General features: G+C 69.8%; 13 protein-coding genes. 6 read left to right on the top strand and 7 right to left on the bottom strand.

Translation table 11 applies throughout. The annotated features are described in order from the left end of the window. Positions 1–202: 202 nt before the first annotated feature. Together G5B46_RS22865 and G5B46_RS22860 are read left to right on the top strand one after the other, a co-directional pair. Complete coding sequence (locus tag G5B46_RS22865) at positions 203–1,363, top strand: acyltransferase (RefSeq protein WP_165262798.1); 1,161 nt, start codon at positions 203–205, stop codon at positions 1,361–1,363. Positions 1,364–1,463: 100 nt separating this feature from the next. Next, positions 1,464–1,883, top strand: a complete 420-nt coding sequence (locus tag G5B46_RS22860) for a DUF2147 domain-containing protein (protein WP_165262796.1) — start codon at positions 1,464–1,466, stop codon at positions 1,881–1,883. A 174-nt stretch (positions 1,884–2,057) separates the two neighbouring features. Here G5B46_RS22860 and G5B46_RS22855 read toward each other — a convergent pair whose 3' ends face one another. The 5 genes from G5B46_RS22855 to G5B46_RS22835 all read right to left on the bottom strand — a co-directional run bounded on the left by G5B46_RS22855 (position 2,058) and on the right by G5B46_RS22835 (position 7,449). Continuing rightward, positions 2,058–3,872: an aminopeptidase P family protein gene (locus G5B46_RS22855; RefSeq protein WP_165262810.1), complete on the bottom strand. Its 1,815-nt coding sequence runs from the start codon at positions 3,870–3,872 to the stop codon at positions 2,058–2,060. Between the two features lie 42 nt (positions 3,873–3,914). After that, a complete protein-coding gene (locus tag G5B46_RS22850) occupies positions 3,915–4,352 on the bottom strand; it encodes a hypothetical protein (RefSeq protein ID WP_165262794.1) in 438 nt (145 codons plus the stop codon). Between the two features lie 88 nt (positions 4,353–4,440). After that, positions 4,441–5,307 carry a 50S ribosomal protein L11 methyltransferase gene (locus tag G5B46_RS22845; RefSeq protein WP_165262792.1) on the bottom strand — a complete coding sequence of 289 codons (867 nt, stop codon included), beginning with the start codon at positions 5,305–5,307 and terminating at the stop codon, positions 4,441–4,443. Further along, positions 5,304–6,713 (bottom strand): O-antigen ligase, encoded by a 1,410-nt coding sequence (locus tag G5B46_RS22840; protein WP_165262790.1) that lies wholly within the window; start codon positions 6,711–6,713, stop codon positions 5,304–5,306. The genes G5B46_RS22845 and G5B46_RS22840 overlap by 4 nt, the downstream gene beginning before the upstream one ends. Positions 6,714–6,933: 220 nt before the next feature. Continuing rightward, positions 6,934–7,449: a hypothetical protein gene (locus G5B46_RS22835; protein ID WP_165262788.1), complete on the bottom strand. Its 516-nt coding sequence runs from the start codon at positions 7,447–7,449 to the stop codon at positions 6,934–6,936. Between the two features lie 73 nt (positions 7,450–7,522). On the opposite strand from G5B46_RS22835, the gene G5B46_RS22830 reads away from it, so the two are divergent. Together G5B46_RS22830 and G5B46_RS22825 are read left to right on the top strand one after the other, a co-directional pair. Beyond that, the gene (locus tag G5B46_RS22830) at positions 7,523–8,704 is read left to right on the top strand and encodes a low temperature requirement protein A (protein WP_165262786.1); all 1,182 of its coding nucleotides are present in this window, start codon (positions 7,523–7,525) and stop codon (positions 8,702–8,704) included. A 91-nt stretch (positions 8,705–8,795) separates the two neighbouring features. Further along, entirely contained in the window at positions 8,796–9,389 is a 594-nt protein-coding gene (locus G5B46_RS22825; protein ID WP_205691832.1) for an HAD family phosphatase, read from the top strand. On the opposite strand, the gene pip is transcribed toward G5B46_RS22825, so the two are convergent. Further along, positions 9,386–10,375 (bottom strand): prolyl aminopeptidase, encoded by a 990-nt coding sequence (gene pip / locus G5B46_RS22820; protein WP_165262784.1) that lies wholly within the window; start codon positions 10,373–10,375, stop codon positions 9,386–9,388. The two genes, G5B46_RS22825 and pip, sit on opposite strands and share 4 nt — an antisense overlap. Before the next feature lie 151 nt (positions 10,376–10,526). Between pip and G5B46_RS22815 the strand changes: the two genes are divergently transcribed. Next, entirely contained in the window at positions 10,527–11,048 is a 522-nt protein-coding gene (locus tag G5B46_RS22815) for a TlpA disulfide reductase family protein (protein ID WP_165262782.1), read from the top strand. 30 nt (positions 11,049–11,078) lie between these two features. After that, the gene (locus tag G5B46_RS22810; RefSeq protein ID WP_101716585.1) at positions 11,079–11,336 is read left to right on the top strand and encodes a low temperature requirement protein A; all 258 of its coding nucleotides are present in this window, start codon (positions 11,079–11,081) and stop codon (positions 11,334–11,336) included. Between the two features lie 126 nt (positions 11,337–11,462). On the opposite strand, the gene G5B46_RS22805 is transcribed toward G5B46_RS22810, so the two are convergent. Further along, a complete protein-coding gene (locus G5B46_RS22805) occupies positions 11,463–12,584 on the bottom strand; it encodes an alkaline phosphatase D family protein (RefSeq protein ID WP_165262780.1) in 1,122 nt (373 codons plus the stop codon). Positions 12,585–12,674: the final 90 nt, after the last annotated feature.

Genomic DNA, 12,674 nt, shown 5'->3' with positions numbered 1-12,674 from the left:
CCACAGGGGGAGGTTCGTGATGCGAGATGCTCCCCCTCTGGGGGAGCTGTCGCGGAGCGACTGAGGGGGTCTTGCCGCCGCGCTGACCCCCTCCGGCCCTCTGGGCCACCTCCCCCAGAGGGGGAGGATCTTATGTCGGCGAAGCGACTTCGCGCTTGATCCTGGCGCCGCTTTTGCTCCTTCCTGCCCGAAGGAGTCCGCCATGTCCGATACTGGTGCAAACACGGCCAAGGTCGCGCGTCCGCTGTCCCGCGGCGGGCCGCTGGACGCGCTGCGCTTCTTCGCGGCCTTCTTCATCGTGGTCTATCACTACGCCGAGCAGGCGCCGGTCTCGCTGTTCGCGATCCACCCGGCGTTCGGGCGGGGCTATCTGGCCACCGACTTCTTCCTGATGCTGTCGGGCTACGTGCTGGGCCGGGCCTATGGGTCGCGGGTGTCGGCCGGGCAGATCCACGACGGCGCCTTCCTGATCAAGCGCATCGGCCGGGTGTGGCCCGCGCACCTGGTCATGATCGCCGCCTTCGTGGCGCTGGTGCTGGGCACCACGGCGCTGGGCATGCAGCCGCGCAATCCGCAATGGTACCAGTGGGACCAGCTGCCCCAGCAGATCTTCCTCATCCAGACCTGGGGCTTCCAGGGTCCGTCGGGCTGGAACATGCCCACCTGGACGCTGTCGGCGCTGCTGGTCTGCTACGCGCTGTTTCCGACGATCTGGCGGGCGTTCGGCAGGATCGGCTCGCCCTGGATGGCGCTGCTGGCCGGCGTGGCGGTGTTCGTCGCCGTGGACGCGTTCTCGCGCCAGGCCTTTGGCCTGCCGTCGTTCCACCTGCACCTGAAGAACGGCCTCTACCGCGCCATTCCGCTGTTCCTGATGGGCGTGCTGATCGCCCGCCTGGCCCGCGAGGTCGTGATCGGCCCCAAGCTGGCCGACGCCCTGGCCGTCTTCGCGGTGGTCGGCTTCGTGGTGCTGAACATCGTCGGCGAGTTCGCCTATCCGAGCCTGGCCCTGCTTGGCCTCTTGATCTTCGCCGCCAGCGGCTCGGCCCAGAACGGCTGGGGCTGGGCCAAGACCGGCGGGCGGCTGTCGTTCTCGCTGTATCTGACCAACCAGTTCGTCGGCGCGATCTGGTTCGCGCTGCAGCGCCAGCTGGACCAGAAGGTCGAACTGCACGAGGCCGCCCACTGGGCGATCTGGGCCATGGCCTTCCCGGCGGCTCTGGTATTCGCCTGGATCTTCGAGCGCCTGGTCGACGCGCCTTTGCAGGACTGGCTGAAACCCCGCCTGGAGAAGGCGACCGCCGGCTGGGGCAAGAAGCGCGAGCGGAACCAGGCGGCGCAAGCGATGGTTACGCCCCTGCCTTGAATGGCATGCCCTGAAATCGCCTTGCCGTTCGCGGCGAGATAGGCGACGAGGGATAAAACGCGCGTTCCAAACGCGTGGCTTCTAGGGAGTCGCATTCAAAATGCTCAGGACCGCCATCCTCGCCGCCGTCGCCAGCGCCGCCTTCGTCGCGCCGGCCATGGCCGCGGACATCACCGGCCTCTGGCAGACCGAGACCAACGGCGGCCAGGTCGAGATCAGCCGTTGCGGCAACAGCCTGTGCGGCAAGCTGCTGACCTCGGACAACATCAAGAAGAACCCGACGCTCAAGGACGAGAAGAACAAGGACCCGTCGCTGCGCACGCGTCCGCTGAAGGGCCTGCAGCTGCTGTGGGGCTTCAGCGGCGGTCCCGACAAGTGGACCGGCGGCAAGGTCTACAAGGCCGACGACGGCGCGACCTATTCGGGCACCATCACCATGACCGACGCCAACACCCTGAAGCTGAAGGGCTGCGTGGTCGCGCCGCTGTGCAAGACCCAGACCTGGACCCGGGTGAAGTAAGAACCATCCTTCTCCCCTTGCGGGAGAAGGTGTCAGCGAAGCTGACGGATGAGGGGTCTCTCAAACGCAATACGCCGCGAAAGCTGATCGGCTTTCGCGGCGTTTCTGTTCGTGCAACCCCTCACCCGATCCCCGCTTTCGCGGGGACCACCCTCTCCCGCAAGGGGAGAGGGATCACAGGGGCTGACACACCTCTTCCAGCCAGGTCCGGATCTCCGGCTCGACGCGCGGGCCGATCTCTTTCAGCACGCGGGCGTGGTAGGCGTCGAACTGGGCGACTTCCTCGGTCGTCAGCAGCGCCTTGTCGACCAGGCGGCGGTCGATGGGGGCCAGGGTCAGGGCCTCGAAGCGGTGCATCGGGCGGTCGCCGCCGGCCACCGGTTCGGCGGGCATGACGACTTCCAGGTTCTCGATGCGGATGCCGTACTCGCCGTCCTTGTAGTAGCCGGGCTCGTTGGAGACGATCATCCCGGGCTGCAGCGCGATGGTGTTGGGCGCCTTGCTGATCCGCTGCGGGCCCTCGTGGACGCCCAGATAGACGCCGACGCCGTGGCCGGTGCCGTGGTCGTAATCCAGCCCATGAGCCCAAAGGGCCATTCTTGCCAGCGCGTCGATGGCCGAGCCGGTGGTGCCGGCCGGGAAGCGCAGGCGGGCGATGGCCAGGTGGCCCTTGAGCACCAGCGTGTTGCGCTGGACCATCTCGGCCGAAGGCTCGCCGATGGCCACCGTGCGGGTGACGTCGGTGGTGCCGTCCAGGTACTGGCCGCCGCTGTCGACCAGCAGCAGCGAGCCCAGGGCGGCGCGCTCGTTGGAGCGCTCGGTCGGGCGATAGTGGGGCAGGGCGCCGTGGCCGTTGGCCGCGCCGATGGTGTCGAACGACAGATCCTTCAGTACACCGGTGGCCTCGCGGAAGCTTTCCAGCTTGGCGACGGCCTCCTTCTCGTCCGGCGGGCTGACCTGGCCCTCGGTTGCCAGCCAGTGCAGGAAGCGGGTCAGGGCCGCGCCGTCGCGGCGGTGGGCCTCGCGCGTGCCGTCCAGCTCCACGTCGTTCTTGCAGGCGCGGGGCATGGTGCAGGGGTCCATGCCCCGCACCACCTTGGCGCCGGCGGCGACCAGGGTGTCGAAGTACCAGGCCGAGGACTGGGCCGGGTCGACCAGTACGCTCTTGCCCGCGAGGTCGGCCAGGGCGCCTTCCAGGGCTTCGGGCGCTTCCAGCGAGACCTCGTTGCCGAGCCAGGCCGGCAGGTCCTCGGTGACCTTGGCCGGGTCGAGGAACAGGCGGGCGCTGCCGTCGGCGCGCAGGACGGCCTGGGCCAGCGGCAGGGGCGTGCGGATGACGTCGCCGCCGCGGATGTTGAACAGCCAGGCGATCGAGGACGGGGCGGTGATCACCGCGGCGTCGGCGCCCAAGGTCGAGGCGAGGCCCGAACCCACCCGGGCGCGCTTGGCCGAGCTTTCCTCGCCCGCGTACTGCACGGGGTGGGGAACGACGGGGGCCTGCGGCTGGGCCGGGCGCTGACCGCCCCAGGCCTCGTCCAGCGGGTTGGCGACGACGGGCTTCAGCGTGGCGCCGGCGCGGGCGGCGGCGGCCTTCAGCACGTCCAGCGCGGCCGGGCTGTGCAGGCGGGCGTCATAGCCGATGACCGCGCCCTTGCTGGCGGTCTCCAGATAGGCCGGCACGCCGCCCTCGACGAGGTCGCGGATCTCGAACACGCCCTGGTCGACCTGCTCGCGGACCTGCAGGGTGTAGCGGCCGTCGACGAACACGGCGGCGCGGTCGCTCATGATCACGCCGGCGCCGGCCGAGCCGGTGAAGCCGCTGGCCCAGGCCAGGCGGTCGTTGGCGGCGGGCAGGTACTCGTTCTGGTGCTCGTCCTCGTGCGGCACGAGGAAGCCGTCCAGACCCTGGCGGGCCATGGCCTCGCGGATCAGCGGAACGTGGCGCGGGCCGAAGCCCGGATCGGTGGATTCATCGAAGGTCTGGCGCATGTCGAACGATGTATGCCGCATGCGCCAGACTGGAAAGGGGCGTTATTGCGGCTGATCGGCCTGGGGCGACGGAGCCGTGCCGTCGGTGGTGGCCGGAGCCGTGGCGGCCGCGTCCTGCGCCGCGTCGGCGGCGGTCTGGGCCTGGATCTCGGTCTGGCGGCGCACGCTCTCGGCGGCGGAGGCGGCTTCGCGGGCCGAGGCCTCGGCGGCCTGGCGGGCCTGGTCGGCGCCGGTCTGCAGGCCGACCTGCGCGCCTTCGACCAGGCCGGCGGCGCGGCCCTGTTCCTGGGCCTGGGCGATCTGGTCGGAACTGGCGTCCATCGGACGCGAAGTCAGCATGAAGGCCACGGCGATCACGGCCACGATGGCCACGACGCCGGCGACCAGCCAGCCCAGGGGGCTCGACTCCCGACGGATCTCGACCACGCGCTCGGGCGCTCGCGGGGCCTGGGGCTGAAGCGAAGGATCGGTGTAGGTCATGGTCGTTTCCTCGAACGATGTTGTCCGGGAAAACGTGGAGCCAAGCGCAGGCGTTCCGCCCCTCGTCGCCGAGGGGCGGCGCGAATGCTTACGGACGTTGCAGGACCAGGGTCGCCCAGGCGTCGCGGTGGATGCGGTTGACGACCTTGAAGCCGCGCGACAGGTAGGCGGCCTTGACCATCCGTTCCTGGGTGCGCAGCAGGCCCGACAGGATGACCGTGCCGCCCGGAACCAGGGCGCGCTTGATGTCCTGGGCCAGGCTGATCAGCGGGCGGGCCAGGATGTTGGCGAACACCAGGTCGTAGGGAGCGTTCTGCGCCACCAGCTTGTTGGACAGGCCCGAGGCGTGGACGAAGCGGGCGTTGGCCATGTTGACCTTGGCGTTCTCCTTGGAGATCCGCACGCTGGGCTTGTCGATGTCGGTGCCGACGGCCAGCTTGGCGCCCGTGCGGGCGGCGGCGATGGCCAAGAGGCCCGTGCCGGCGCCGACGTCGAGCACCTTGTTGAACTTCTTGGCCTTGATCAGGCGGTCATAGGCCTGCAGGCAGCCGACCGTCGTGCCGTGGTGACCGGTGCCGAAGGCCGCGCCGGCCTCGATGCGCAGGTTGACCGTGCTGGCGGGCAGGCGGCCGCGGTCGTGCATGCCGTAGACGAAGAAGCGCCCGGCGCGCACCGGCGGCAGACCCGACAGCGCCATGGCCAGCCAGTCGGCGTCGGCCAGGGCCTCGCGCTCGACCTTCAGCGGATAGCCGCCCAGCAACTCCAGCAGGGCCGCGTCCTCGTCCTCGGTGGTCGGGAAGGCGTCGATGCGCCAGATGCCCTTGTCCTCGTCCTCTTCCAGGATCGAGTAGGTGGCTCCTTCCAGGCCGGGCATGTTGTCGATGGCGTCGGCGGCGGCTTCGGCGTCGGCGCGCGCGCCGCGGGCGACGATCTGCTGGTGGGTGTAGTCGGTCATGCCGCTCCAATAGTCGGACGCGAGGCCAAAGGCGAGACCGTCCGGCGTCCGAAAGCGGGGGCGGGGCTCCAAATTTCCGGCGCGGGGTCGGGCGGCGCCAGTCGCCAGGTCAGCGGCGGCTCCTCGCGAGGGCGCCTCTGGCGCTCGGCGCGCGGGGCGGCGGCGAGGCCAAGCGCAGGTCCGAGCAGGCGCGTGGCGGCCGCGCAGGCCAGGGCCCAGGCGATGCCGTTACGTTCCAGGATGAAGCTTTCCGAGAAGGTGGTGATCAGGAAGATGACCAGGAACAGCGTGGCCCAGTAGCCGTCGCGCACCTTGTCGAAACGGCCCAGGGCGATCAGCAGCGGCAGGCCCAGAACCAGGGCGGACAGGGCCACGCCGATCCAGCCCAGCTGGGCCAGCACGTCCAGCCAGCCGTTGTGGGCGGTGGGCACGTTCCAGCCGGTCTCCTTGCGGATGAACAGCGCCGGCACGGAGTCGTCGCGCCAGAACACCGCGTAGCCGTAGCCGGTCAGCGGCGCCTTGGCCGACTGGCGCATCAGGGCGTCCCAGATCTCGGTGCGGCCGGTCAGGGTGGGGTCCTTGCCGAGCGCCTTGAACAGCAGTTCGGGCGCCAGCCACATGACGATGGCCGCCCCGCCGATGACGGTGACGCCCAGCCAGACCATGGTGATGGCCGTCGCCGGCCCGCGCCGCATCATGCCCAGCAGGCCCGAGCCCGTAAGGCCGATCAGCAGCACCATCAGCGAGGTCTTGGACTTGCTCATCACGATCATGAAGGCGCACAGCACGATGGCGCCGATGAACAGCCTGCGATGCCGGGTTCCGGCCAGGATGGCGGCCATGGCGCCCAGCGCGCCGTAGACCATCATCGCGCCCATCTGGTTCTTCTCGAACCACAGGCCGCGCCAGTCTCCGGCGTTGATGTCGTGCTGCACGCCCATCTTCGGATAGGCGATCGCGGCCAGGAGGCCGCCGGCGCCGAGCACCAGGAAGGTGGTCGCCAGGATCTCGGCCATGCGGCGGCCGTCGAAGCTGGCGGCGAAGTAGAAGCCGAACAGGGTGGTGAAGGCCGCGGCCAGGGCGCGGCGGTTGGTGGTGCCCGGGTCGAACGACCACGAGGCCGAGGCGAACACCCAGAACACCAGCAGGCTGAGGATCCCGGCCGGCAGCCAGAACTTCGCGAGCCGGGGCGCGCGCCACAGCACCAGCGCCAGGATCAGCGCATAGACCGGCAGCCACATCAGGCGAAGGATCGGCATGTCCTCGCCGCCGGCCTGTTCCGGATCGAGAAACGGTCCGATCAGGGCGTTGGACAGCATGAACAGCACAAAGCCGCAGGCCCAGGCTTCCAGCGTGCGCAAAAGCCCGCCTTCCTCCTCGATCCTGTCCGGCGCCGCGGCGTCCATGGTCGTTCCCGTGTGGCGCGAAACGGCACAGTTACCGGTCGCATGGACGGGAGGCTGCAAGGGGAGGGCCGGTATGGTGGCCACCCTCTCCCCCTTGCGGGAGAGGGTGGCCTCGCGGAGCGAGGTCGGGTGAGGGGTCTCTCAGAATTCTATGGATAGGGCTTTCGACCCCTCATCCGTCGGCCTGCGGCCGCCACCTTCTCCCGCAAGGGGAGAAGGATCAGTACCTAAGAGCGAGCTCGGTTTGCGTCGCCGCGGGCGGGCCGGCCACCACCTCTTCCGGCAGGCGCGTGTCGAGGATGTCGCCCGAGGTCGAGGCGAAGCTGCGCCGCGGGGCGTCGGCGGGTTCGGTGGGGACGGTCGGCTGGTCGTCGAGCATCGCGGTGGTGGCGCCCGAGGCCGAGACGATGTCGGCGTCGGTCGGTTCGGCCGGCTCGTAGCTGGCGGGTTCGATCAGGCCCATCTGCGCCATGTCGGCCGAGGTCAGCACGACCGGGGTCTCGTCGACCGGCGGGCGCAGGAAATCCTGGCCGATGACGTAGTCGGGAACCTTGCCGGCGGGCCAGACCATGGGCGCGGCCTCGGCGTACTGGCTGCCGTGGGCCTCGGCGAAGGGCTGGGGCTCGGGCTCCTGCGGGCCGATTTGCATGGCGACGCCGGCGATCGCGCCGAGGGTCAGGGCGACGGGGAGGCCGACGATGGCGGCCCGTGTCTTCAAGAGGTCGAGCGGCTTCATGTCCACATAGCGTTCGAGCCGGGGATTCGTTCTAGGCTGGGGTTCGATTCCGGGCGGAAAGGCGCGAGCGATCATGAGCAAGACCAGGGGCGGCGGCCTGCTGCGGATCCGCGAGGGCGGCCACGCGCGGGTGACCTATGTGGAGCTGTTCTTCGACCTGGTGTTCGTGTTCGCGATCACCCAGCTGTCGCACGGGCTGATCGGCCACCCCAGCCTGATGGGCCTGCTCGAGACCGGCCTGCTGCTGATGGCCGTCTGGTGGGCCTGGATCTACACCGCCTGGGTCACCAACTGGCTGGATCCCGAGCGGCCGCCCGTCCAGATCATGCTGTTCCTGGTGATGGCCGCGGGCATGGTGATGACCATGTCGATCCCCACGGCCTTCGAGGGGCGGGGCCTTCTGTTCGCCCTGGCCTATGTGGGCATCCAGGTGGGGCGCAGCCTGTTCACGGCCTGGAGCGTGCGTCACGACCGTGGGCTGCGGCTGAACTTCCTGCGCATCACCGCCTGGCTGTCGGTGTCGGGCGTGCTGTGGATCAGCGGCGGTCTGCTGCACGACGAGGCGCGCCTGGCCTGCTGGGCCGCGGCCATCGCCATCGAGTACGCCTCGCCGGCCGCCGGCTTCTGGACGCCGGGCCTGGGCCGCAGCAAAACCGCCGACTGGACGGTGGAGGGCGCGCATCTGGCCGAGCGCTGCGCCCTGTTCACGATCATCGCCCTGGGCGAGTCGATCCTGGTGATGGGCGCCACCGCCGCGGGGCTGGAGTGGACGCCCGTGGTGGCGGCCTCGTTCGCCTCGTCCTTCGTCGCCAGCATCGCCATGTGGTGGATCTACTTCTCGTTCACCGCCGAGGCCGCCAGCCAGGCGATCAGCCATTCGGACGATCCTGGCCGGGTGGCGCGCATCGCCTACACCTACAGCCACCTTCTGCCAGTGGCGGGGATCATCGTGGCCGCCGTCGGCGACGAGTGGGTGATCCACCATCCGGTGGGCCACGCCGACCCCAAGATCTCGGCCGCGTTGATCGGCGGGCCGCTGCTGTTCCTGCTGGGCGGGGTGCTGTTCAAGCGGGCGGTGTTCCGCATCTGGTCGCCGTCGCGCGGGGCGGGCATGGCGGCCCTGCTGCTGCTGATCCCCGTCTCGCCGCTGGTCTCGCCGCTCGTGCTGTCGCTGCTGACCACCGGCGTGCTGGTGCTGGTCGGCGGCTGGGAGAGTCTGGCGATCCGCCGGCGCGGGCATCAGCTGCGCGGGTGACACAGCGCCGCAACGGCGCCGCAAGACTCGTCTATAGAAGCGCGCCAGAAGCGCCGCGCTCCTCCTCGCGCGGCCGCAACCGGGACATCCAGTGATCAACGCGCGTTTCCCCGACACCAAGGCCCTGATCTTCGATTGCGACGGCACCCTGGTCGACAGCCTGGGCCTCTACGCCGTCGCCTGGCCGGCGGGCCTGAGGTCGACGGGCCATGCGATGGAGGCGTCCTGGTACCTGGAACGGGGCGGCTTTTCCGGCGACATGCTGATGGACGCCTTCGAGCAGGAGGTCGGCCAGACGCTGGACCGGGGGCAGGTGATGAAGGCGGTCTGGGCCGCCTACAGCGCCGGGATCGACAGCCTGGCCGAGATCGAGGCGGTCACCGCCATCGCCCGCCAGTTCCACGGCCGCCTGCCCATGGCGGTGGCCTCAAGCGGTCCGTCCGACTTCGTGCGGCTGAGCCTGAAGTCGCGCGGACTGGACGTACTGTTCGACGCCATCGTCACGGTCGAGGACGTGGCGGCGGCCAAGCCGGCTCCGGACCTCTTCCTGGAAGCCGCGCGCCGGCTGGGCGTGGCGCCGGAGGACTGCCTGGTGTTCGAGGACAGCATCCAGGGCCTGCAGGCGGCCGCGGCGGCCGGCTGCAAGGCGATCGACGTGCGCGAGTTGATCGGCGAGGCGGCCTAGCGTCCGTACGCCGCCTCGGTGGCGCGGATCAGGCCGTCGATGACCCCGGGTTCGGTCGAGGCGTGGCCGGCGTCCCAGACGATCTCGAAATGGGCCGAGGGCCAGGCGCGGTGCAGGGCCCAGGCGCTGGCCAGGGGCGTGACCACGTCGAAGCGGCCCTGGACGATCCAGGCCGGGATGTGCCGGATCGTGTCGATGTTGTTGAGGATCCAGCCGTCCTCGGGGAAGAAGCCGTCATTGACGAAGAAGTGGCTCTCGATCCGCGCGAAGGCGATGGCGAAGTCTTCCTCGTTGAACTTCGGCGGCCGGGCCTCGGGGCCGCGCAGCGAGATGGTGTCGCCCTCCCACTGGCTCCAGGCGTTGGCGGCCTCGGCCTGGACGCGGCGGTCGGGGTGGACGAGGCGCCTGTGATAGGCGGCCATCAGGTCGCCGCGCTCCTCGACCGGGATCGGGGCCAGGAACCGCTCCCAGGCGTCGGGGAACAGCATCGAGGCGCCGTCCTGGTAGAACCAGGCCAGCTCCTTCCGGGTCAGCAGGAAGACGCCGCGCAGCACCAGGCCCTCGACCCGGTCGGGATGCTTGATGGCGTAGGCCAGGGCCAGGGTCGACCCCCAGGAGCCGCCGAACACGGTCCACTTCTCGATCCCCAGGTGCTCGCGCAGCCGCTCGATGTCGGCGATCAGGCTCCAGGTGGTGTTGTCGTCCAGGCTGGCGTTGGGTCGCGAGCGGCCGCAGCCGCGCTGGTCGAACAGGGTCATGCGCCAGCGCGACGGGTCGAAGAACCGCCGCATGGTCGGGTTGATCGCCCCGCCCGGGCCGCCGTGCAGGATCACCGCCGGCTTGCCGCGCGGCGCGCCGCATTCCTCGTAATAGATCTCGTGGGCGCTTCCGGTGGGCAGCCAGCCGAAGGAGAACGGCTCGACCTCGCGATGGAGGCCGCGACGGCCGATGGAGGACATGGCTGCGAGTGAAGCGTGACGGTCCATGGCGCGAGCCTAGGCGCTTTGCTTGTCCGTGTGAACGGCGCTTCGTCGGTTCTGCGCGGCGGGTGATCGATGGCGCCGGCAAGCTTGACCTTGGGCAACCCCGGCGATAACGCGGTCTAGAGTTGCAGTTCTGGGGCGAGTTGCGAGTACGATGCGTCGGCGTGAAATCATCGGGGGCCTGGGCGGCCTTGGCCTCGTGGCGCCGTCGCTGGCCCTGGGGGCTTCGCCGAAGGCGACCCTGGGCTCGGTCGCGCCCGACTTTTCGGTCCTGACCTTCGATCACGAGGTCGCCAAGCTCAGCGACATGAAGGGCGACGTCGTGGTCCTCAACTACTGGGCCACCTGGTGCGGTCCGTGCCGGGCCGAACTGCCGGCGATGGACCGGGTCATGCAGGAGAGCGCCAGCCGGGGCCTGCGGATCTACGCCGTGCTGTCCGACAGCAACTGGGACCGGCGCGCCGTCCAGCGCGTGGCCGACAAGCTGTCGTTCCCCGTCGGGCGCAAGCTGATCGGCAAGGGCTACGGCACGATCGACAAGGCCGTGCCGACCAGCTTCGTCATCGACCGCAAGGGCGTGATCCGCCACGCCAAGGCCGGTTCTTTCACCTATGAGAGCTTTTCGAGGCTGGTGAATCCGCTGCTGGCCGAGCCGCGTCCCGTCGAGGTCGCCTAGCCGCCACGATTCCCGCTATGGTGCGCGGACATGAGCACCACGCCCGAAGACCTGACCGACGACGACCTGCTGAACCTGCTGACCGACGATCAGCTGGCGGAGCTCGACAACTCCATCGCCGAGATGTTCGGCGCCGAGGGGCTGGATCGCGCCGAGGCGCTGCTGGTGCTGGCCCGCGTCTACTCGATGCGCGCGGCCGAGCGCGACGAGGCCTCGGCCCTGGCCCTGCTGCAACTGGCCGCCGCCATGCGCCGCCGCGCCGAGCGGCTGATGCAAAGGCCGCAGTAGAGGGCGTCAGATGCTCCCCCTCTGGGGGAGCTGTCGCGGAGCGACTGAGGGGGTCTTAGCGCCGCGCCTGCCCCCTCCGGCCCGCTGGGCCACCTCCCCCAGAGGGGGAGGATTTTTGTCTCTGACTCACCCCACCTTCAGCGTCCCTGCGTCGATCGCCTGGGTGATGCGCACCTGGCCCTTCTCGTCGCGGATCTCGACGGTGACCTTGGGGGCGGGCGGGGACCAGTCAATGTTGATCAGGCCGAAGTTGCGCTCGCGCAGCACGGCCGAGGCGCGCAGGGCATTGGGCGGGGTGACCGGCCACACCTCGGTCAGGCCAGACGAGGTGACGTCCCACATCGGGTAGGGGACGTTGAGGTCCAACTTGGAGACCTCGGCGTAGTGGGTGTCGCCGCTGACGAAGAAGAGGCGCTCGGCCCTTTGGCGGCGGATGGCTTCGAACAGCCGCTGGTGGTCGCGGGCGTAGTTGATCCAGCTTTCCCAGCCGGCGAAGTCGGCCAGCACCTGCAGGCTGGAGCCGAAGATCCGCAGATCGGCCGGCTGTGCCAGCTGGGCCTCCAGCCAGGTCCACTGCGGCTCGCCGATCATGGTGGCGTCGTAGTCGGGGATGCGGTCGTAGGGGCCGGGCGTCTCCTTGCCCTGCAGGCCGCGGGCGACGGCCCAGGCCTTGTAGCCGCCCTTGAAGGTCTTTTCCGCCAGCGGCGTGCGGTTCCAGCGCAGGTCGGGCAGCAGGATCTGCACCCGGCGCCCCTCGGGGCCGAAGACGTAGGCGGCGTAGACGCCGTCGCGCGTGCGGCGCGGCGAGTTGTCGGGCTCGCCCCAGAAGTCGCAGAACTGGCGGCGGCTCTCGGCCTTCATCGGATAGTCGCCGCCGGCGTCGTTCTCGCCGAAATCGTGGTCGTCCCAGATGGCGACGACGGGGATTTCGTCGCGCAGCCGTTTGAAGTGCGGCTTGGCGGCCAGCATGGCGTACTTGGCGGCCATCACCTTGGGATCGCGGGTGTCGGCGTAGATGTTGTCGCCCAGGAACATGAAGAGGTCGGGCCTGGTCGCGAAGATCGCCTCCCAGATCGGCTGGTCCTTGTCCTGCTTGGCGCAGGAGCCGAAGGCGATGCGGGTGAGCGGCTTGTCGAGGGCGGGGTGGGGCGCATCGACGACAGCCTGGACGGCCTGGGCGGCGGCGGGCGCGACGGCCAGGGCGGCGGCCGACAGGCCGAGCGCCGAGCGGCGGGAGAGATCGGTCACGGGCGTTTCCCCTGGGCTCTTCGAAGGTCTTTTTAGGCGAAGCTTGAACGAAACGCGGCCGGGAGTCGCCTCCCGGCCGCGCGGTCTGGA

Origin of the sequence: Caulobacter sp. 602-2, from assembly GCF_011043625.1 — a bacterium.
Taxonomy (GTDB): domain Bacteria; phylum Pseudomonadota; class Alphaproteobacteria; order Caulobacterales; family Caulobacteraceae; genus Caulobacter.
This window is presented reverse-complemented; position numbering and strand designations above follow the sequence as displayed.